This is a genomic window from Pseudomonas rhodesiae, from assembly GCF_013285305.1.
Classification (GTDB): domain Bacteria; phylum Pseudomonadota; class Gammaproteobacteria; order Pseudomonadales; family Pseudomonadaceae; genus Aquipseudomonas; species Aquipseudomonas rhodesiae.
Genome location: NZ_CP054205.1, coordinates 1281587 through 1302435 on the forward strand (window position 1 = coordinate 1281587; position 20849 = coordinate 1302435).

Consider the following 20849-nt stretch of genomic DNA (forward strand, 5'->3'; position numbering starts at 1 on the left):
TTGCGATGACTCCCTTGCCTGCACCGCTGCGCTGGCTGCGTTCCCTTGAGTGGCGCCGTGGTTTCTTCGATTGGGCACGCAGCGACGGCGTGACCTGGGTATACATCTTCAAAGTACTGATCGCGGCATTCCTTACGCTATGGCTGGCCATGCGGCTGGAGTTGCCGCAACCGCGCACCGCGATGATCACGGTATTTATCGTGATGCAGCCGCAGAGCGGCCAAGTGTTCGCCAAGAGTTTTTACCGCTTCCTCGGCACCCTGGCGGGGTCGGCGGTGATGGTCTTGTTGATCGCCCTGTTTGCGCAGAACACCGAGTTGTTTCTCGGTGCGCTGGCGATCTGGGTTGGCATTTGCACCGCTGGCGCCACGCGCAACCGCAACTTTCGCGCCTATGGGTTTGTGTTGGCCGGGTATACCGCCGCAATGGTCGGCCTGCCGGCCCTGGCGCATCCGGACGGCGCCTTTATGGCGGCAGTCTGGCGTGTGCTGGAGATCTCTTTGGGGATCATCTGCTCGACCCTGGTCAGTGCCGCGATCCTGCCGCAGACCTCCAGCGCCGCCATGCGCAACGCGCTCTACCAACGCTTTGGCGTGTTCGCGCTGTTCGTCACCGATGGCCTGCGCGGGCGCAGCCAGCGCGACGGCTTCGAGGCCAGCAACGTGCGCTTCATCGCCGAAGCCGTGGGCCTGGAGGGGCTGCGCAGTATCACGGTGTTCGAAGACCCGCACATGCGTCGGCGCAACGGTCGCCTCAGTCGCCTCAACAGCGAATTCATGAGTATCACCACCCGCTTCAACGCTTTGCACCAGTTGCTTGAACGCCTGCGCACCGATGCCGCCGACCATGTGGTGGCCGCGATCAAACCGGGCCTGCAAGACCTCGCCGAAGTGCTCGACGGTTTCTCCGGCCGCGCCCTCACCAGCCCCGATGCTGCGCGGCTGGTCAACCAACTCAGCGCCTACAAGGACAGCTTGCCGGCCACGGTGCGCAGCCTGCGGGCGCGCTTTCAGGAGGGCAACCCCAGCGACGCCGAACAGCTGGATTTTCACACCGCCTACGAGTTGCTGTACCGCTTTGTCGACGACCTGCATAACTACGCGCAAACCCACGCCTCCCTGGCCGAGCACAGCCATGCGCGGGAAGACTGGGACGAACCCTACACACCGAAAACCAACTGGCTGGCCTGCGCCGCTTCGGGGATTCGTGCGTCGTTCATCCTGATCGTGCTGGGCAGCTACTGGGTGGCCACCGCCTGGCCCAGCGGCGCAACGATGACGATGATCGCAGCGGCCACCGTCGGCCTGTCCGCCGCCACGCCCAATCCCAAGCGCATGGCGTTCCAGATGGCCTGCGGTACCTTGATCGGTGCCCTGGTGGGCTTTGTCGAAATGTTCTTCGTGTTCCCCTGGATCGATGGCTTCCCGTTGCTGTGCGTGATGCTCGCACCGGTGATCATCCTGGGCGCATTCCTTGCCTCACGCCCGCAATACGCCGGTGTCGGCGTGGGCCTGCTGATCTTTTTCAGCACCGGCTCGGTGCCGGACAACCTCACGGTCTACAACCCTTACACCTTTATCAACGACTACATCGCCATGATCATCGGCATGCTGGTGTGTGCGGCGGCAGGGGCGATCATCCTGCCGCCCAACAGCCGCTGGTTGTGGCGCCGCCTGGAACAGGACCTGCGCGAACAGGTGGTGTATGCCATCAGCGGCAAGCTCAAGGGCCTGGCCTCCAGTTTCGAGAGCCGTACCCGCGACCTGTTGCACCAGGCTTATGGCCTCGCCGTCGGCCAGCCGCAAGTGCAGCGCAACTTGCTGCGCTGGATGTTTGTGGTGCTGGAGGTCGGCCACGCGATCATCGAGTTGCGCAAGGAACAGGCAATCCTGCCGGTGCACCCGGCGTACGCCGAATCCCAGCCGTGGCGCCAGGCGATCCGCGTGATGGGGCGCTCGCTGGTGCGGCTGTTTCTGCAACCCAGCGCGAGCAACCTGGAGCGCGGGCTGGTCGCGGTCGACCATGCGATCAGCCGCGTGCAGGCCACCGACGAACCCTTCGCCCCGCACTTCGATACCTCGGCCCTGCGCCGGGTGAAAAGCTACCTGCACTTTATCCGTACCTCGTTGCTGGACCCGCAATCACCCCTGGCGGCCCTCAAAGGAGCCCCGCATGCCCCGTGAAATCGCGTTCCACGGCATTTATATGCCGACCATGACCCTGATGTTCCTGATTGCCGCAGTGCTGGCCTGGGGCCTGGATCGCTTCCTGGCCGGCTTCGACCTGTACCGGTTTTTCTGGCATCCGGCGTTGCTGCGCCTGAGCCTGTTCGTTTGCCTGTTCGGCGCCCTGGCGCTGAGCGTCTACCGTTGAGAATGCACTGATGAAAAAGTTTTTCAGCCTGCTTGCCACCTTGCTGGTACTGGCCCTGGCGATCTGGATTGGCCACACATTGTGGGTGCACTACATGCAAACCCCGTGGACCCGCGATGGTCGCGTGCGCGCCGACATCATCAATGTCGCCGCCGACGTTACCGGTGAAGTGGTCGACGTGCCGGTGCGCGACAACCAGTTGGTAAAAAAGGGCGACCTGCTGATGCAGATCGACCCGGAGCACTACCGCATCGCGGTCAAACAGGCCCAGGCGCTGGTCGCCTCGCGCAAAGCTACCTGGGAAATGCGCAAGGTCAACGCCCACCGCCGCGCCGATCTGGACGCCCTGGTCATCTCCAAGGAAAACCGCGACGACGCCAGCAACATCGCCGACTCGGCCCTGGCCGATTACCAACATGCGCAGGCCCAGCTGGAAGCAGCCGAACTCAACCTGAAACGCACTCAGGTCGTGGCGGCCGTGGACGGCTACGTCACTAACCTCAACGTCCATCGCGGCGACTACGCCCGCATCGGCGAGCCCAAGATGGCCGTGGTGGATATGCACTCGTTCTGGGTCTACGGCTTCTTCGAAGAAACCAAGTTGCCCCATGTGAAAGTCGGCGACAAAGCCGATATGCAACTGATGAGCGGCGAGACGCTAAAGGGCCATGTGGAAAGCATCTCCCGCGGCATCTACGACCGCGACAACCCCGAAAGCCGTGAACTGATCGCTGATGTAAACCCGACCTTCAACTGGGTGCGATTGGCCCAGCGGGTGCCAGTGCGGATTCATATCGATGAAGTGCCGCAAGGCGTGCTGTTGGCGGCGGGGATCACCTGCACCGTGATCGTCGACCAAACGCAGAATTGAGATGTGGGGGCAGATCAGGCACTGCTTCAGGTTTTTGCGTGGGCTCTTATTTTTCGTCGACGTTTGACCCGCAGCATGCTGACGTAGCGGCGATGGTTTCTTGTGTTAAGGATCAGCAGGCAGAACAGCGATTGAAACAATGGAAATAGCGCAAACAAGGTAACGGGGTGGTTACCTAAGTATTCCGCTGCAAGCAAAGCGTTCAAAATTGCAACACTCACAAGTGCGGGGGGGCCTGAGCGAAACCCCCTCATTACCAAGGCTAAACCAATGCACATACTCATCACGAGTATGACGCTTGCCGCTACCGCGTATGCGCTGGGGAGATAGTGGATTCGGGTGTAGTAAGACAGACTATGTGACAGATTGCCCGCGCTACTGACCAAGTTCATCGAAACCGCGGTCCCTACAGTGAAAGCAAAGCGCTTGGTGTAGATGCGAACTGTACCGGGGCGCTGCGAGGGCTCGACTTTAGTGATCATAGCTCTCGAACTCCTCATAAATTGCGATGATGATGTGGTTGGTATTTCCAGATAGGCTGCTGCCAGTCACGGCAAGAATGGCGCCCAGCTGATCGCCAAGTTGAAGGAGAATGTCCTGGCGTAGTTGGGGATTGCTAAAGCGTTTGGGAAGTTTTCCGGCCAGCTGTTTTAGTCGGATTATTTCGCGGGGATGACGGGGGTTTTGCAGGCGTAGTATTTCGTTGGTCAGTTTTGCGCGATCCTGGCGGCTCATGTGTCTCAAAATATCAGTCAGGTTGCGACCCGTCGCATGTTTGATAGTCATGACAGTTCTAACTGTGACAAAGCTAGTGCTTCCTGCGCCAACCAATGAAATGCCGTCTAAGGCCAAACTCATTGTCTGATACCAATTCAAGCTGTCGTAATAGTCGTTTTCTGCCGGGTTGGTGAGTTCTTTGTAGGTTCGCCAAAGACCGTTGATACATTGCACGCCACTAGCAGCAGCAGCCGTGTAAGCAATGTAAGTGACTGCAAGACTTGAACCCGCGCTAAGGGGAGCCGCCGCGACGCCTGCCTTGGCGAAGTAGATTCCAAGTACAGCACCGCCGCATGATAGAGCCATTCCCGATGCTTCTTTCCACAGCTGCGACTCACGCGACGAGCTTGCCGCGAGTTGCGCATACTCATCGGCAGACATCGCCGGCCCTGCCACTTCCCGCACGATCACTCGCTTGGGCCTGATACTGCACAACGGCACAAATTCGCGCAGCACCGTCACCTGATAGTCGCTGCCAATATGCACCACCCCAGCCCCGACGATGGCTGGGATGGCGTCGATGGTTCGATAAAGCTCAGGCAGGTCCAGCAGGCTGGTCAATCGCTGGCGAGTCGTGGTGTGTGCATCCGGCACACCGCTTCGTATGAAGTTGCTAGGCATCCTTTCAACTGTAAGGAGACAGAGGTGAAAGAGCCTGTGGATAGTTTCCTGGTAATGATGTCAGGCAGTTCGCTGTTTTATGTAGGAACTGGCCGGGTAGTTATTTCACTGCGCGACATACGTCTCATGCAAATGCCGCCACAACAGCGCACCACTGGCCTGTTTCTCGAACACCACGGTGGCGCGGCGGTCGGTCTGGGTGCCGCTGTCGTCCACTTGATGTTCGCGATAGGTCACCGTGGCGCCGCGCGCGTGGCGGTCAATCCCGGTCATTTCGCTCAAGGTGATTTTCAAGCCAGGGCGCATGCCGCCCAGGCGGGTGAACAGCGCCTTGACGCCGGCCGCATTCACCCGTGCGCCGGTGGCGGGGGCGATCATGCTGAAATCCGCAGAGAAGCGCGCAAGCAGGTTTTCCAAGGTTGCGTCGGGCGCAACGCCGGCAAACCATTGTTCGATCTCGACGTGGGTCTGGATTACTTCTTCGAAAAAGTCGCTGTAGTCGATCATTTACATACTCCCATTCAAACCAAAGCGTTTTTTCAACACGGTTTCCAATAATCCTTTGGGCAACCACGCCGCCAGCAGCGGCAACGCCCGGCTGCCATTGCCCGAGCGCAACAGGCGCGGCGGTTGCGATTGTTGCACCGCCTTGAGCACATCGGCCGCGAACACGGTTGCGGGTGTCGGTTTGTCCTGGGACGCCTGGCTGCGCGCGCGAATGCCGTCGCGCAAAGGCCACCAGGGCGATTGTTCGTTGATCAGCAGTTCGGCTTGGGCGCCGGCGTTTTTGGCGAAGTGGGTGTCGATAGCCCCGGGTTGGACCTCCATGACGCGCACGTCAAAGGGCGCCAGTTCCATGCGCAGGGCATCGCTCAACGCATGTACGGCGGCCTTGGATGCGCAGTAAGCACCGGCGAACGGCGTGACCAGCACGCCGGAGACGCTGCCGATATTCACCACCAAACCCTTGCGTTTGCGCAAGGCCGGGAACAGCGCCTGGGTTACGCCGACGAGGGAAAATACGTTGGTTTCGAACTGGCGCTGCATGGCCTCGGTGCCGCCGTCGAGCAGCGGGCCCATGGCGCCGTAGCCGGCATTATTGATTAGCACGTCCAGCTCGCCCAAGTGTGCGGCCAGGGCTTTCAGCGCGGTGGCATCGTTGACGTCCAACTGCACGGCGTGAAAGCCGGCTTGGTTGAGGGCAATCACGTCATCCTTGCGGCGGGCGCTGGCCAGCACGTCATAGCCGGCGGCTTTGAACGCCTCGGCCAGGGCGCGGCCGATACCGCTGGAGCAACCGGTGATCAATACGTTGGGCATGGAGAGTCCTTTATCAGTCCGCGAAGCTGCCTTGCAGATGCTCGGCACGAAATTCCAGGGTTTGCGCGCGGTAACCGGGGCGTAGCGGTGGGGTGGGCAGGCAATCGTCCCAAGTGGCGCCGGCCTGCAACTCGCCGGGGCCGCGATAGCGCGGGGCGGCGTAGACGTTGTCGGCCAGGTTCACGGTGTCGCCCGGTGCGTAGGCCGCGACGCGCCAGCGCAGTTCGGTGAGGGGCACGTCGTTGCCGTTGTTCAGGGTCAGCTTCAGTGGCCGATCGGCTGGGCAGTCCTGCGGCGCGTAGGTGATGCGCAGTTCCAGGCGCGCCAATTGTGAGGCTTCGCGGTTGTCCAGCCAAACCACCCAAACGGCCACGCAACCCAGGCCCGCCAAGGCCGCGAGGGACACCGGCAGTGCTTTGGCCGGGTAGCGCAGCAGCAGGATCAGCCAGGTGATGATCAGAAGAACGCCGAAGAACATGGAGACCACCTCGAGTTTGGAACCAGCATCCTAACTTAAGCGTAGGAGGGATGGGGCAGCTCCAGACACAAGAAGGCGTATCTCAGGAGACCTTCATACGGCTACAGAGCGGTGACGATCAACGCAGATCACTTCACGCGACGGTGTGGGAACCGGTTTGAATAAACTTCCACACAGTTTGTGCAAGGACGCCTGGCGGTCAAAAACGGAACCCAACGTTACCCTTCTAAAAGGTGAAGTACTTATGAAGATTTCAGACGCTGTTGCGAGCCTTTCCACCCCTCTCAGCGTATCCACACCCGCAGCGGCTTCCAGCCAGTCACGGGACGTTGCTCAACCGGATGCCAGCGCCCTTGAGTCGCGCTCCGGACCTCGTATGCAGAACTTGGGGCTTACAAGTTTGCGACAAACCGTTCTTCAAGGCCTCGGCGATACGATCCGTTCGCACGTATTGCCATCTTTGGTGCTTCACAGCAACGACAGTTCTAGAGACAAAGCCTTTGGAGCAGCCTTGACGTTCGCTGGTGGTATGGCGAAGGTGGCTGGCAAGAAGATGGCAGGCTCGGGTGGCCTTTCCTCTAAAGTGGCGGGTTCGGCGCTGATGTGGGGCGGCAAGGCGGCGGAGAAAATCGGCAAGGACACGTATAAAAATGCTGAGCCCAAGGATCATGGCAATTACAACGCGTTTGCCCCGCGTAACTGGGCTCGTTAACCACAGGCCCGATACCCCGCAAGGGAGTGTCTGGCTGTTTTGACGGTCATTGAACAAAAAAGCCCCCACCCAACCCACTGCGGATAGGGGACGCAATGGGTTGGGCGAGGGCTTCTTGTACGACTGTTTTACTGCGCGATAGTTTTCACCGACACGCCACGTTCGATCGGCGTCGAGCGGCCGTAGATGTCTTCGAAGCGTTCGATGTCGTCTTCGCCCAGGTAGCTGCCCGATTGCACTTCGATGATCTCCAACGGGATCTTGCCTGGGTTGCGCAGGCGATGCACCGAAGCAATCGGGATGTAGGTGGACTGGTTTTCGGTGAGCAGGAACACGTTCTCGTCACAGGTCACTTCGGCGGTGCCGCTGACCACGATCCAATGTTCGGCGCGGTGGTGGTGCATTTGCAGCGACAGGCACGCGCCCGGCTTGACCGAGATGTGCTTGACCTGGAAGCGGCCGCCCATGTCCACCGAATCGTAGGAGCCCCACGGACGATACACTTCGCAGTGGTTCTGGGTTTCGCTGCGGCCCTGTTCGTTGAGGGTGTTGACCATCTGCTTGACGCCCTGGACCTTGTCCTTGTGGGCAATCATCATCGCGTCCTTGGTTTCCACCACCACGATGTTGTCCAGGCCGATCACCGACACCAGTTTGCCGTTGCCATGCACCATGCAGTTGCGACTGTCCTGGATCACCACGTCGCCCTTGCTCACGTTGCCGTTGGCGTCTTTGTCGTTGACCGCCCACAACGACGCCCAGCAACCCACGTCGCTCCAACCGGCGCTCAGCGGCACTACGCAGGCGCGTTGGGTTTTTTCCATCACGGCGTAGTCGATGGAGTTGTCCGGGCAGCAGGCGAATGTCGCGTCGTCGAAGGACACGGTGTCGGCGGTCTGCTCGCTGCGTTCCAGGGTCAGTACGCAGGTGTCGTAGATGTCCGGATCGTGTTTTTTCAGCTCTTCCAGGAACCGGCTGGCACGGAACAGGAACATGCCGCTGTTCCAGAAGTAACCGCCGCTTTTGACGAACTCGACGGCGCGTTTTTCATCGGGTTTTTCCACGAACTGTTGCACGCGGCTCACGCCTTCGGGCAGCAGCGAATCGTTGGTGGACTTGATGTAGCCATAGCCGGTTTCCGGACGGGTGGCCGGCACGCCGAACAGCACCATCTCGCCACGCTCGGCGGCTACGGTGGCCAGGGCCAGGGCACGCTGCAGGGCTTTCTGATCGTCAATCACATGGTCGGCCGGCAGCACCAGCATCAGCTCGTCGCGGCCTTCGTTGACCAGCATCATCGCGGTCAGGGCCACGGCCGGTGCGGTGTTGCGGCCAAACGGTTCCATCAGGATGCGCTGGCATTCGAGCTTACGCGCGGCCAGTTGCTCGTTGACGATAAAGCGGTGGTCCTTGTTGCAGACCACGATCGGGGAGTCCATGCCTTCGAACACCAGGCGTTCCAGGGTTTGCTGGAACAGCGTGTGCTCGCCGGTCAGGGCCAGGAATTGCTTGGGGAACTGTTTACGGGAAAGCGGCCAAAGACGTGAGCCGCTACCACCGGAAAGGATTACTGGGATCATGGGTGTTTCTCCTTGAATTGATTTGGGTCAGAGCCTGTGGGAGGGGACTTGCCCCCGAGGCGGTGCTTCAGTCGGTACATCTGTTACTGAACCACCGTCTTCGCGAGCAAGCCCGCGCCCACAGGGGGAGCGTCAATTTCAAAAGCTAATCAGCGGGTCGACACAGGGCGTTTCACCCACACTGGCGACAGACTCGAACCCGAGCCCGTGACATACAGCACCGCCGCTTCACCACGTTCCAACGCAACCGGCTTCACATCGCCGACTTTCTTGTCACCGTCATACAACGCCAGGCTCACCTTCACCGGGTTGATCTCGCGCTCGCCGCGGCCTTTGGCGGCCACCGACTTGACCACATCGGTCTTGCCATCGGCGGTTTTCAGGCTCAGGGCCTTGTCGCTGAGGTTCTGCACGCGCACCAGGGATTTCTGCTTGTTCTTGAACGGCGGTTCTTCGATCAGCTGTGGCTGACCGCTACCGCTGTTGACCAGGGTGTAGTAGTGATCGGCGGCGAGTTTGACCGGCACGGTCTGGCTGCCGACTTTGGCGCTGTAGTCACCGCCAGGCATAAAGCTGAAGTCGCTGCTGGCCAGTGGGGCCACTTCGCTCAGGTTGGTGTTGCCAACGGTGGCGCTGACTTCCTGGTTGCTGGCGTTGTAGACACGCACGAAGCTCGAACCTTTTGGCGCGGTCGGGCCGTACAGGGCGGCGTCACCACCGGCGAAGGCGGACATCGATACGACGCTCAGGCCGGCAGCGATGGCCAGAGTCTTGGCGAGACGACGAGGAGTTGTAGTGAAAGTCATGTGAGTTACCTCTCTTTCAGTTTTGCGCCCGTTCGGGCGTCTCGGATTTTTCAAGGGTGTTGAGTGCCATGTTTTGTTGGCGCGAACCGGCTTGTTTAAGTTGCGCAACCCACGATGGGTCGGCATCACCGATTTCGTTGTTGACCGGCAGATAACGTTCAGGGAACTCCCAGATCAGCACCTGGGGCGGGCTGTTCTTGAAGTCGTCGCTTTTGAGGTAGCTGAGCATCGGCAGGATCGGGCCGTGGCCGTCTTCGGCATAGCTGATTACATCGCTGCCCAAGGCTTGCTTGAGGGCGCCGACGAAGTTCCAGTTGGGGTTGGCGCTGTAGCTGGTGCCCACCAGCGCCACTGGGGTTTCGCTGTCGCTGAACAGCGCGTCGTCGCCTTTGGTTTCGGCCAGGTGCGTGACGCGTTTTTGCAGGGGCTCTTTAGGTGGCATCAGGTTTTCGAACAGCGGGTCCAAAGGCAGGAACAGACGCAGGTCGCCTTTATGCGGCTCGGTTTTTTCGGCCTCGGTGACAAAGCGCTGTGGCTCGCCACTGAGCGGGGTCTGCTCGGCAATCGCCTTGGCCAGTTGCTTGGCGGCGACTTCCGCGCCGTCCGGCGTCCAGTGGGTGTCGGTGCGCAGGAACACTTGCTTGCCGCCCAGCTTGGCCTGTTGCAGCGGGCCAAGCAGGTCGGGGGCCGGGATCTTGTCGGCGGCGACACGGGCGTGGAAGTCCTGATACAGGTTGGCGTGGATGCTGGCCGGCTTCACTTCACCCAAGTGTTCTGGGTACAGGCGTACCTTGGCCGGCACGATCGCCATCACCAGTTGAATGCCCTGGGCCTTGAGCTTCTGGCGCACGCCTTCGACCAGTGCGTAGTTGCCTTCCAGGTTCTGGTCTTCGTTGACGGCGGGGTTGAACTCCTCGTCGCTGTACAGCCAGTGATCGCGGCCCAGCACCACGCCAGGACGGCCTTCGTTGAACAGCTTGTAGTCCAGCGCGGCCCACAGGTTGGTGCCCAGGCGTTTGATCGGGAACTCGTCGTCGTAGTGGGTTTCGACGGCTTTGGTCCAGCGACCGTTGAGCACAGTGGCGTCGGCGTTGGTGCTAAAGCCGAAGAAGCTGCGCAGCGACCAGGCGCCCAGTGCCAACAGCAGCACCAGGAACAGGCCGATATAGAGGACGCGTAATGAACGGGTCATGGTCGGCTCCCTCAGAATTGGAAGTAAAGGAACGGCGAGAAACTCTGCGCCGACAGTTTGAGAATCGACGCCACGAACAGCAGCAGCACCGCAGCGCGCATGGCGTAGCGTGGCCAGTCAGCGGTCCAGTAGGCCGGTTGCACGGCAGCGTCCTGGCCCACGGTGAAACCGGGCTGGTGGATGCTGCCGGGGTTGTCGCCCGGTACGGCCTTGATCAGGCTCGGGTCGGCCGGCTTGGTTTTGTCGGCGGGGCGGTTGGTGTAGAAGTCGCGCAGGCCGAAGAACGCCAACGTCGCATACGCCACCACCAGGGTTGCCACTTGCAGGCCAGTGAGGCTGGCGCGGTTGAGTTCCGACAGCGACCACTCGCCAAAGCTGAACATCGCACCGTACATACGGCCGGCGACGTGCAGGTTTTCGGCGCGGAAGATCACCCAGCCCATCACCACCAGCAGGAAGGTGAAGGCCCAGCGCAGCACATTGAAACTGCGCGGCGCGGTGTTCAGGCCGATGGCTTTTTCGATCGCCAGCCACATGCCGTGCCAGGCGCCCCACACGATGTAGGTGATGTTCGCGCCGTGCCACAGGCCACCGAGCAGCATGGTCAGGAACAGGTTGCGATAAGTGATCAGCGTGCCTTTACGGTTGCCGCCCAGGGTGATGTAGAGGTAGTCACGCAGCCAGGTCGACAGGCTGATGTGCCAGCGGCGCCAGAACTCGGTGATCGACTGGCTGATATACGGCTGTTTGAAGTTTTCCATAAAGCGGAAGCCCATCATCAAGCCCAGGCCGATGGCCATGTCGCTGTAGCCGGAGAAATCGAAGTACAGCTGCGCGGTATACGCCAGCGCGCCGAGCCAGGCATCCCCGGTGGTGGGGTTTTGCAGGGCGAAGCAATGGTCGGCCACCACCGCCAGGGTGTCGGCGATAAAGACTTTCTTGATAAAACCCTGCATGAACCGCGTGCAGCCCTCGGAGAACTTATCCAGGGTGTGGGTGCGGTTGTTGAACTGGTCGGCCAGGTCGCGGAAACGCAACACCGGGCCGGCGATCAGGTGCGGGAAAATCGCCACGAACGCCGCAAAGTCGATGAGGTTGCGCGTGGCCGGGGTGTCGCCACGGTACACGTCGATGATGTAGCTGATGGACTCGAAAATGTAGAACGAGATACCGATCGGCAACAGCACGTGGGTCAGGATGAACGGCTCCAGGCCCATCGACTTCATCATCACGTTGATGCTGTCGACACCGAAGTTGGCGTACTTGAAGTAGCCGAGGATGCACAGGTCGACGGCCACGCCGAGCAGCAGCCAGCGTTGGGCCGGTTTGGTGCGCACACCGGCGGCACCGACCTTGAGGCCGATCCAGTAATTCCACAGCGTCACGGCGGCGAACAGCGCCAGGAAGTCCACTCGCCACCAGGCGTAGAACACGTAGCTGGCAATCAGCAGCAGCAGATTGCGATAGCGTTGCCCGCTCAAGTAATACAAGCCGAGAAAGATCGGCAAGAACAGAAACAGGAACACATTGGACGAGAAAACCATCCCGATCTCTCCATGTTTAACCAACAGTCAAGGGCCAGAGCCCCCCCAAACCCCCCACGAAAAAACGGGAGGCGGTACTACATTCCTACTGACGAAACCGGCTCAAAAATGTGGGAGGGGGCTTGCCCCCTATGGTGGTGAGTCAGTCACCGGATGTATCAACTGATACACCGCTATCGGGGGCAAGCCCCTCCCACAGGTCTAACCGCGTTGCGTCAGGAGCCTTTATTGCCTTTCTCATGCGCCGGGTCGTAGACCTTGGTCAGGTCGCCGCCCAGGCGGAATGTCTTGAACGGCTGCATGCCATGCTTGCGTTCGATCACATCCGGTGCACAGGTGTAGAGGTTGCAGAACGGTTCGAGCCAGGCGAATTTCATGGCCTGCTTCAGGTCCTTCATGTCCTGTTCCTTGCCGTTCTTCTGCTCGAAGATTTCCGGGTCTTTCACCCCGGCCAGCACCTTGTCGCCCAGGCGCTTGAGCGCGCTGTTGTTTTCCTGGCGCAGGTCCACGCCGTTGACCAGGGCGAAACTGGCGATCATCGACAGCGGCGGCAAGGCGTAGTTGTGGTACGACAGCGCGCGTTGCTGGCGCTTTAATTCGTTAGGCAGGAAACCTTGGTCGTCGACCTGGTTCACACCGACCTTGTATTCCTTCACCGCCCAATCGAACAGGTCGCGGCGGTTGGTGGCGATGGAGGTTGCCATCACCGACCAGGCGGCCCAGTAGGAGTGGTTGTTGGTCTTCTCCAGCGGCAGGTTGTCCCAGTCGCTCACTACCTGATCGGCCAGTTTGTTGAACCAGGCTTCGATCAGCTGCGACTCCTGCTGGTGGTTGGCCAGCGGGTGCGAGTCGGAGAACTTCAGGCGCACATAGGCCGAGGCCATGCTGCCCAGCGCCCATTTGCGCATGGACTTGCCGGTGTGGTTGAAGTCCTTGGACATCAGCGCATCGGCCTTGGCCCAGGACACCAGCCAGTTCAACGTGCATTCGAGCTGCTCCGGACGACCGTCGCGCATGAACTGCATCACGCGCTTGCTGGTGTCTTTTTCCAGCTTGGTAATGTCAGCGGTGCTGTCGCGGAACGCCTGCTCGGACTGCACATTCAGCGTGGCGCGTGCCTTGTCCGAACCTTCGTACTTGCTGCGAAATTGCAGCGGCCCGGTGTAGGGCGTGGGCATGGTGTCGCAGTTTTCCTTGAAGTCGCCGGTCTTGAACGCTTCGATCGGTGCGAAATAGCCCTGGGGCGGACGCAGCGGCGCGGCGGCGTTGACGGAGCCGGCGAACATCGCCAGGCCCAGCAGGGTAGGGAGCATCAGCTTTTGCATAAGTAACCTCACTTCCCGAGTTGGGCGGTCTGTTGACCACCGCTTGGGAATACGTTGCGTGTGCAAATTTTCGCTTCGACCTTCTGCGCAGCAGTGCCCTTTTCCGGGCCCTGCACTTCCACGGCCAGCAAGTTCTGCGAGGCCCAGTCTTCGTCGGTGCGCAGTTCAAAGGCGAAACGCCCGTCTGTATCGGATGTTTCGGGTTTCTCGATCTTGATGTCCTCGTGGCGCCCGTTCATGTACCAGAGGGTGGCTTGCAGGGTTTTCACCGAGGTGTCGGCGAAGCGGATGTCGACCTGATGGTTGGCGTTGCGCAGGTCTTTGTTCGAACTGTTGACCAGCAATTCGTTCTTGCCCGGTTTCAAGGTGGCGCTGGCGCTCATCTGCGCGGGCTTGCCTTCGCAGCCGTTGTCCAGCAGCGACATCATCTGGCGGTAGATGGTCTCCTGGTCGAGGCGATACAGCGGTGAGAATTCCCAGATCAGGATTTTCGGGGGGCTTTTCTGGAACTCGTCGCTGCCCAGGTACTGCAGCATCGAGCCTTCCAGGCCGCCGCCGGGGAAGGCGACGTTGAGGATGTCGGCGCCGATTTCTTCTTCCAGGAACCCGGCGAAGTTGTAGTTCTTGCCGCTATGGCTGGTACCCACCAGGGTGATCTGCGGGTTGCCGGAATCGCCGAACAGGTCGCCGTCGCCCGCTTCGCCCTTAGGCTCGGTGGTGAACTGGTCCATGTACTGGATCGCGTAACTGGTGCCGCACAGTTGCCCGGCCATGTTGTGCAGGGTGCCGGTCTTGCCCATGCGCCCGGAGCGCTTGGTTTCGAATTCACGCTTGGGAATATCGGCGAATTCCGGCATTTGCTTGACCTTGGCCGCGACGATTTTCGCGGTGCGCTGGGCGCCGTATGGGGTCCAGTGTTGGTCGCCACGGAAGTAGAAATCGTGGGCCGGTAGTTCGTCGGGCAACTGCTCGTTGGTCAGCGGCGACAGGTCCGGCACCACGTAACCCATCTTGGCGAAACGGCCGAGCATGGTCTTGTAGTTGGTCAGGGCCTTGTCGAAGTCGTACGAGGCTTTCTCTGCGGGATTGAGCTTGTTGCGGTTCACCAAGCCACGGGTCGGCTGGTAGACCACCACCAGTTCCACGCCTTTGCTTTTGAACGCGTCATGCAACTGCTGCATGCGCTTGTAGCCGGCCGGGGTGGTGTCGAACTCGGTGCGCAGGTCCTCCTGGGTACGGAACAGCCAGTCGCCCTGGGCTTGCACCAGGGTGGTGAAGTTCTGCTGGTAGCGCGTGGTGTAGTTCTTCGCGTCGTGGGCGGCCGGGCACAGGCTGCAGCACGGTTCGGCGGTAAAGGTCGGTGCCTTGACTTCGTCGGCGCGCACGCCCTGGCTGGCCGCGAGCAGGCCGAGGGTCAGACCCGAGAGGCTCAGCAGTTTGATCATGTGTGGGTGCATAAGGGTCATCCTCAGTCCTGCATTTCGGTCTGGCGTTCGACAGGGTCGATCAGCACGGCTTTCTGCTGGCGCACCAGCAGGTCGAGAATTTCTTCCTGGCGATCGCCGAGGACGCCGGAGAAGCTGATACCGCTGGATTTGGTCGGCGCCAGCATCGACACGCGATACAGCTCGATACTCAACGGCGAGTCGATGGACAGCGGCCCGCTGCCGTTCCCCGCCAGTTCCCCGCCGACCACGATCAGGGAAACCTTGGCGTCGAACGGGTCGAGGGCGATGTCGCGGTCGGTGTCGGTCAAGTCCTTGATGTGGCCGTAGACGCCGGTCAAACCGTTGGCCATCGCGACGTTTTCGTACAGCTTGATGTTTACGCTGTTACGCACGCGGATGCCGTGGCGGCGGTTACTGATCACCTTGTTGCCCCACAGCAGGTTGTCGCCGCTCTCATAGAGGGTGATGCCGTCGGTGTGGTTGCGGTAGATCTCGTTGTCGGCGATCAGGTTGTTGACGCTGTTACGGTCGATCACCAGGCCCGAGAGTTTGTTGTCGTAGCTGCGGTTGTTGAAGATGAAGCTGTCGTTCACTTCCCGGGAAATGATGATGCCGTGCTTCTTCTTGGTGCCGTAGACGGTGTTGTCCGCAATGATCAGGCCGTGGGAACGGTCGTGGGGGTCAATGCCGTAGACGATGTTGTCTTTGTAGGTATTGCCCTTGATCACAAAGCCGGTGGTCTCGTAGCAGTAGAAGCCGTACCACATGTCCGAGAACTCTGAATCAATGATCCAGCCGGTCGGCTCAGGACGCTTGAGCACCTTGGCCATGTTCGGCGTGTACTGGGAAATACTCACCCCGTACGACTTACTGTTGGCGTAGCCGAAACTGGCCATTTTGCTGTTGGCGACGTAGGTCTCGGTGCCGCCCCAGGCCAGCAGGAACGGGCGGAATTCCTTGGGCGACTTGAACAGCGCCGGGCCATTGGCCTTTTCGCTCCAACCGGTGATTTTGGTGTCGCGCACAAACAGCTGGCCGTCGTTGATCAGGAACGAACCGCCTTCCTGGGACAGGCGCAGCTCTTGGGTGCGCTTGTCGATTTCGAGGATGCCCTTGCGCCCGACCACGATCGGCAACTTGGCCAGGAACACGCCCGGCGAGGTTTCGCTCAGGTACTGCTTGGGCACTTTGCCCAGCAGGTCCTTGAGGTTCATGTAGCCGTCGTCGATAAAGATCGCCTGGGGAATGCCATGCTGGCGCACCACCCATTCGGCCATCTTGTTATCGCCGCCGATAAAGTCCTTGAGCGCGTCTTCCTGCATCATGCGACGGATGCTGATTTTGCCCGGCTTGGTGCGTACGATCTTTTTTTCCATGGCCGCGGCGGTGTAGCCCGACAGGTCGGGCAGGGCCGGCTTGGCCATTTCCAGCGGCGCGGTCGGCGGGCTGGAAATGGTGTAGGTCTTGGCCTGTTGCAGTTCCTTGGCGATGGTCGGCGCCTTGGCCGTCGTATCGGCAAACGCGGTGGTACTGGCCACCAGCATTGCCGCGACGAGTAGGCTTTGAGCATTCATTGCGCAGGCTCCCATCAGAATTTCCAGATCACGTCGACAAACGCGCGATGCATGTACGAGTCGACCTGGCTGCCGTAGGCGTCACCCGGTTTGAACACACCCGCACGCAAACGCACCAACGCCGACGGCTCGTCGATCGACTGGCTGAGCGCGGCCGGCAGCAAGCCGGTCTTGAAGTACTTGGTGACCACCAGGTCCATCTCCTGACCCAGGTCTTTCTTTCCGTCTTCCAGCGGCAGGGACGTGCTGGAGAGGATCGCGCCGGTCACGTCGTCGGTGTTGTTTTGCACCGCGTCGATACCGTTGCTGCCCACCGGCTTGTTGCCGTCCACGCGCCAGAACTTGTGGTACACCAGGCTGGCGTCGTAGTCCTCACGCAGTTGCCACGAACCGAACAGGCTCATGGACTGCATGTTGTTCATCTCGCCGCGAAACGCTTCGCCGAAGCGATGCACACGGGATTGGGTGCCGGTCCAGTTCGAACGGTTGCTCTGCAGGCCGTTCTGTTCGTATTCGGCGCTGGCGCGGGCATAGGCCGCACCCACTTGCCACTGCGGGTCGAGACGCAGGCGGATACCCAGGTCGGTGGCCCAGCCGTTCACGTTATCGCTGCGCTTGGCCTGGTCCGGGCGGCTGCCGTCTGCTTTGAGGGCGTTGACCGTGTCGCGGTCGCCCTGCATACCGGTGACGCTGGCCCAGTAGTTGACGGTGTTGGTGTTGCGCCAGTTGTAGGCGTCGCTGTTGGCTTCGATGCCGAGCCAGGTCAGGTCGCCGTTCTCGCGCTTATCCAACGAGTCGGTGGGCACGCCCGGTTCCGGGTAATCCAGCTTGCCGTCGTCATGGGTGTGATGGCCGCGCAGGCCGATCCACTGGCCCGGCATCCACTGGTAGGAGGCGTCGGCGTAGAAGTGCTGGCGGTCCTTGTCCTTGGGCGACAGTTCCTTGAGGTCGGTGCGGTATTCGCTGAAGCGTTCGGCGGCGCCCACATTGGCTTTGAGCAAAGTGGTGTCGAAGGTCCAGTTCAGCGCTTCGATGTTGGTGTCGCGCCATTGGCCGTCGTCGTTGCGCAGGCGCTGGCGGCCGAACTTGAGGATCTCGCCGGGGTAGGGCGTGAAGCCGCTGTAGCCAACCCAGAACTCACGCATCGCCAAGTAGTTTTTCTTGGCTTTGCGGTCGTCATTGGTGGTGGGCTGGTCTGCGTCATCGGCCGACTGTTGCAGGGTGTCGGTCTCGATAATGTCGCTGGACACCACCGCCTGGCCCATGGCGTAGGCGCTCCAGTTGCCGCTTTCGCCGTAGATCCACGGGCGCAGGTCCAGGCCGACGCCGTTGACGTCGCCGCCTTTCTGGGTGCCCAGGTCGCGGTCGTCTTCGGATTGCGCGGTGGCTTTGACTTCCAGGCCGAAATTTTTGGCTTCGGTCAGCGCGGCCAGGGTCGGGCACGACCACAGCAGGGCGAAGGTCAGGCCAATACCGGCCTTGACGAATGGGTTGAGCTTCATAGGGATTCCTCGCCGTCTTCTTCTTGCAGGGCGTGCAGTTGCAGCGTGCTTTGGGCCAGGGTGCCGCGCGCTGCCAGCTCCTGTTGCACCAAGCGTTGGCCTTGGGCGCGTTGTTCCGGAGTCAGCGGGGCTTCGAGCTGGGCGGCCAGGTCATTGGCCTCCGGCGTGTCCTGGGCCTTGGCCAACTGGCTGAAGACATAGGCATTGACGGGGTCGGGCTTGGTGCCCTTGCCTTGGGAAAACAATTGGGCGATGGCGAAATCGGCGCTGTTCTGGCCATTGCGCGCAGCGGTCAGCAAGTGGTCCAGGGCCTTTTGCGGGTAGACCTTGCCCAGGTAGCCACGGCGATAGATCTGGCCGAGGTAGTAATCGGCGGCCACTTCTTTGCCAACGGCTTTTTCGAAATGCGCTTCGGCGGCCTTGGCATCGGCCGGCACCCACTTGCCTTCGTAGTAGAGTTTGCCGAGCAACAGTTCAGCGCGCGGCTGGTCGGCGGCGCGGCCGTTGTCCAGGTACTTCATCATTTGGTCGACGTCGCCCAGTTCGGGGAAGTCGTAGAGCAGTTGCGCCAGGCTGACCCAGGACGCCGGGTAGCCGGGGGCGATTTTTTCCAGCAGCGCCTGGGCCGTCTTTTCGTCGGTCTTGCCCAGGGAGGCATCACCCAATACGCGGGCAACGCTGTCGACCCGTTGAGCGGTGACGGTGCCACGGCTGTAGCCGGCTTCCATCTGCTTGAGCAGTTCGGCTTGTTTTTCTGGCTCGGCTTTCTTCTGGTAGACCGTAGCCAATTCGACGTAGCAAATATCGGTGGTGTTCAGCGCGGCTTTGCAGATGCGCTCCACATCATCCAGATGCTGATCGTAGGTGTTCTGGGTGCGATACAGCAGCACCTGGGCCAGGCCCGCTTCCGGATAACCCGCCGCCTGCCACTGACTGATCTGCTGCTGGGCATTCACATTGGGAAAGCTGTGAGGGTATTGCAGGTACAGCATCGCCAGTGGAATCAGGGTGTTGCCTTCGCCATTGGCAAAGGCTTTTTTCAGCAGGGTTTCGGCTTCGTGGTGCTCGGCCTCGGTGGCGCCGGGCTTGGCCACCAGCAGGCGACCCAGGCGCGCCTGGGCGCGGGGCGAAGTATCCGCTGCGGCGCGGTACGTGGCCTCGGCCTGTTTGATCTGCGCCGGGTCACGAGTGCCAACCTGGATATCGGCCAAGCCCACTTGGGCCTCGCTGTAACCCAGGTCGGCCAGCTGCTGGTAGTTCTGCTGCGCGGTGACGGTGTCGCCGCGCTTGAGCGCTTCATTGGCCAGGCGTTGGTCGGGCAGGCCGACGCAACCGGCCAGCGAGATGGCCAGGGCCAGCGCACAGTAGGCCGAGGCGAAGTGGGATTTGCGCTGTGCGGGAGATGGCTTGCCTGCGAGCGTATCGGCGCGGTCAGCCTGGTAAACCGAGTCGCCAGCATCGCGGGCAAGCCCGGCTCCCACAGGGGCCAGTGTTGTTGTCGAGATAAGGTTCACAGGCATGTCCTCGCTTACAGACCGTGAGCCATGGCTTTGTCGATCAGCCAGTTCAGCGATGGGCCGCGGTCGCTGATCACTTCCACCGGGCGGCCGGCGTAGGTGCTGTCCAGCGGGGCATCAGGCTTGATCTGCACGCGGATGTCGGAGGACAGGTCGGCGCTGTTCAGGCTGGTGCTGCTGACGATGGTGCCGGTGCGGGTCTGTTCTTCGTCGGCGACCTGGAAGCTCACCGGTGTACCTGGGCGCACGTCGGCGAACTGGCGATAAGTGAAGCGCGCTTCGACGTTGGCTTCGCTGCCGCGTGGAACCAGTTGGAAGATCACATCGCCCTTGCTGGCGTATTGGCCGTCGGCGACCAGTTGCTGCGCCACCACGCAATCGCAGGGCGAAGTCAGGGTGCCGGTCATTTGCTTGCCGAACAGCTCTTCGACTTTGGCCGGTTGCAGTTGGTCTTCGTCGAGGTGGCCTTTGAGCACATCGAGCATGCTGGTGCTGAAGGTGGCCAGTGGTGCGCCCTTGGCGGCGACCGCATCACCTTTGAGCAGGCTCTGCACGGTGCCGTCGCGCGGCATGGTCACGTTCATGCCTGGTACGCTGACCAGGCCGGCCTGGGCGTGGCTGACAAAGTACATGCTGTAGATCGACTTGAAGACGAACCCGAATGCTGCCAGGCCCACCAGGAAGATCGCCAGGCTGAAGGTCACGGCGCGCAAGCGACCGAAGGCGCTCATGTTGCTGCCGCCGTCCTTGACCTTGCGCGCCTTGGTGAAGTTGTCGCGCTGCAGAGTCGCCAGCACGTCGCCCATGGTCACGATGTCACCGGATAGGTGCGAGGTGATCAGGTGGCGCAGGGTGGAAATATCCTGGGCGTCGAGGTTCTGGAACTGGCAACCGGTGCGGCCGGTCTGGCGGTCGTAGGAGCGAATCTGCAGCTCGACGTCCATGGCCAAGCCAAGGTTATCGATGACGAATTGCAGACGACCCTTGTGCACTTCACCCACGTTCAGCGGCTGGGTGGCGGTGAACGCCAGGCCGCCGGCGGACAGGTCGATCACCCGTGCTTCGGTCTGGCTACGGTCGGTGTTGAAGAAGCGCAGCTTGGCCGGGATTTTGACCCGGGCGTGCTGACGCTGGGCTTCGGATTCGTGGACAACGTTGGCGTTTACTTGGCTGTTCATGACGGTGTAATTCCTAGGTTAATTCAGGCTT

At 60.9% G+C, this 20849-nt stretch carries 19 protein-coding genes; 4 read left to right on the forward strand and 15 right to left on the reverse strand.

All coding sequences use genetic code 11. The features are described 5' to 3' along the window. Positions 1 to 5: 5 nt before the first annotated feature. The 3 genes from HRH33_RS05705 to HRH33_RS05715 are packed head-to-tail and all read left to right on the forward strand — an operon-like array spanning position 6 to position 3244. On the forward strand, positions 6 to 2183 hold the full coding sequence (locus HRH33_RS05705; RefSeq protein ID WP_034095983.1) for an FUSC family protein: 2178 nt from the start codon (positions 6 to 8) through the stop codon (positions 2181 to 2183). Next, positions 2173 to 2373 carry a DUF1656 domain-containing protein gene (locus HRH33_RS05710; RefSeq protein ID WP_034095984.1) on the forward strand — a complete coding sequence of 67 codons (201 nt, stop codon included), beginning with the start codon at positions 2173 to 2175 and terminating at the stop codon, positions 2371 to 2373. Before HRH33_RS05705 ends, HRH33_RS05710 begins: the two co-directional genes overlap by 11 nt. A 10-nt stretch (positions 2374 to 2383) precedes the next feature. Continuing rightward, positions 2384 to 3244, forward strand: coding sequence for an efflux RND transporter periplasmic adaptor subunit (locus HRH33_RS05715; protein WP_034095985.1), 861 nt, complete (start codon positions 2384 to 2386; stop codon positions 3242 to 3244). A gap of 26 nt (positions 3245 to 3270) precedes the next feature. On the opposite strand, the gene HRH33_RS05720 is transcribed toward HRH33_RS05715, so the two are convergent. From HRH33_RS05720 to HRH33_RS05740, 5 genes are all read right to left on the reverse strand, one after another. Next, positions 3271 to 3726 carry a hypothetical protein gene (locus HRH33_RS05720; RefSeq protein ID WP_243269811.1) on the reverse strand — a complete coding sequence of 152 codons (456 nt, stop codon included), beginning with the start codon at positions 3724 to 3726 and terminating at the stop codon, positions 3271 to 3273. After that, positions 3716 to 4582, reverse strand: a complete 867-nt coding sequence (gene ssp4, locus HRH33_RS05725; RefSeq protein ID WP_243269810.1) for an Ssp4 family T6SS effector — start codon at positions 4580 to 4582, stop codon at positions 3716 to 3718. The genes HRH33_RS05720 and ssp4 overlap by 11 nt, the downstream gene beginning before the upstream one ends. A gap of 165 nt (positions 4583 to 4747) precedes the next feature. Then, entirely contained in the window at positions 4748 to 5149 is a 402-nt protein-coding gene (locus HRH33_RS05730) for a DUF4440 domain-containing protein (protein ID WP_167417270.1), read from the reverse strand. After that, positions 5150 to 5962, reverse strand: a complete 813-nt coding sequence (locus HRH33_RS05735; RefSeq protein WP_167417269.1) for an SDR family oxidoreductase — start codon at positions 5960 to 5962, stop codon at positions 5150 to 5152. 13 nt (positions 5963 to 5975) lie between these two features. Continuing rightward, a complete protein-coding gene (locus HRH33_RS05740; RefSeq protein WP_123480664.1) occupies positions 5976 to 6440 on the reverse strand; it encodes a multidrug transporter in 465 nt (154 codons plus the stop codon). 244 nt (positions 6441 to 6684) lie between these two features. On the opposite strand from HRH33_RS05740, the gene HRH33_RS05745 reads away from it, so the two are divergent. Further along, positions 6685 to 7152 carry a hypothetical protein gene (locus HRH33_RS05745; protein WP_167417268.1) on the forward strand — a complete coding sequence of 156 codons (468 nt, stop codon included), beginning with the start codon at positions 6685 to 6687 and terminating at the stop codon, positions 7150 to 7152. 128 nt (positions 7153 to 7280) lie between these two features. On the opposite strand, the gene HRH33_RS05750 is transcribed toward HRH33_RS05745, so the two are convergent. The 10 genes from HRH33_RS05750 to HRH33_RS05795 form a co-directional block, all read right to left on the reverse strand. Next, a complete protein-coding gene (locus HRH33_RS05750; protein ID WP_034095989.1) occupies positions 7281 to 8732 on the reverse strand; it encodes a mannose-1-phosphate guanylyltransferase/mannose-6-phosphate isomerase in 1452 nt (483 codons plus the stop codon). Between the two features lie 149 nt (positions 8733 to 8881). Then, entirely contained in the window at positions 8882 to 9538 is a 657-nt protein-coding gene (locus HRH33_RS05755) for an alginate O-acetyltransferase AlgF (protein ID WP_034137039.1), read from the reverse strand. Between the two features lie 16 nt (positions 9539 to 9554). Next, a complete protein-coding gene (locus HRH33_RS05760; protein WP_034137040.1) occupies positions 9555 to 10730 on the reverse strand; it encodes an alginate O-acetyltransferase in 1176 nt (391 codons plus the stop codon). 11 nt (positions 10731 to 10741) lie between these two features. Further along, the gene (locus HRH33_RS05765; protein WP_034095992.1) at positions 10742 to 12274 is read right to left on the reverse strand and encodes an MBOAT family O-acyltransferase; all 1533 of its coding nucleotides are present in this window, start codon (positions 12272 to 12274) and stop codon (positions 10742 to 10744) included. A gap of 215 nt (positions 12275 to 12489) precedes the next feature. Then, positions 12490 to 13599 carry a mannuronate-specific alginate lyase gene (locus HRH33_RS05770; protein ID WP_040267333.1) on the reverse strand — a complete coding sequence of 370 codons (1110 nt, stop codon included), beginning with the start codon at positions 13597 to 13599 and terminating at the stop codon, positions 12490 to 12492. Between the two features lie 8 nt (positions 13600 to 13607). Continuing rightward, positions 13608 to 15056 carry an alginate O-acetyltransferase gene (locus HRH33_RS05775; RefSeq protein WP_034096761.1) on the reverse strand — a complete coding sequence of 483 codons (1449 nt, stop codon included), beginning with the start codon at positions 15054 to 15056 and terminating at the stop codon, positions 13608 to 13610. 11 nt (positions 15057 to 15067) lie between these two features. Then, the gene (algG, locus tag HRH33_RS05780) at positions 15068 to 16636 is read right to left on the reverse strand and encodes a mannuronan 5-epimerase AlgG (protein ID WP_167417267.1); all 1569 of its coding nucleotides are present in this window, start codon (positions 16634 to 16636) and stop codon (positions 15068 to 15070) included. After that, positions 16636 to 18123 carry an alginate export family protein gene (locus HRH33_RS05785; protein ID WP_034095995.1) on the reverse strand — a complete coding sequence of 496 codons (1488 nt, stop codon included), beginning with the start codon at positions 18121 to 18123 and terminating at the stop codon, positions 16636 to 16638. Before HRH33_RS05785 ends, algG begins: the two co-directional genes overlap by 1 nt. After that, complete coding sequence (gene algK / locus HRH33_RS05790) at positions 18120 to 19481, reverse strand: alginate biosynthesis TPR repeat lipoprotein AlgK (RefSeq protein WP_034096762.1); 1362 nt, start codon at positions 19479 to 19481, stop codon at positions 18120 to 18122. Before algK ends, HRH33_RS05785 begins: the two co-directional genes overlap by 4 nt. A gap of 170 nt (positions 19482 to 19651) precedes the next feature. Continuing rightward, positions 19652 to 20818, reverse strand: a complete 1167-nt coding sequence (locus tag HRH33_RS05795; RefSeq protein WP_034095996.1) for an alginate biosynthesis protein Alg44 — start codon at positions 20816 to 20818, stop codon at positions 19652 to 19654. Positions 20819 to 20849: the final 31 nt, after the last annotated feature.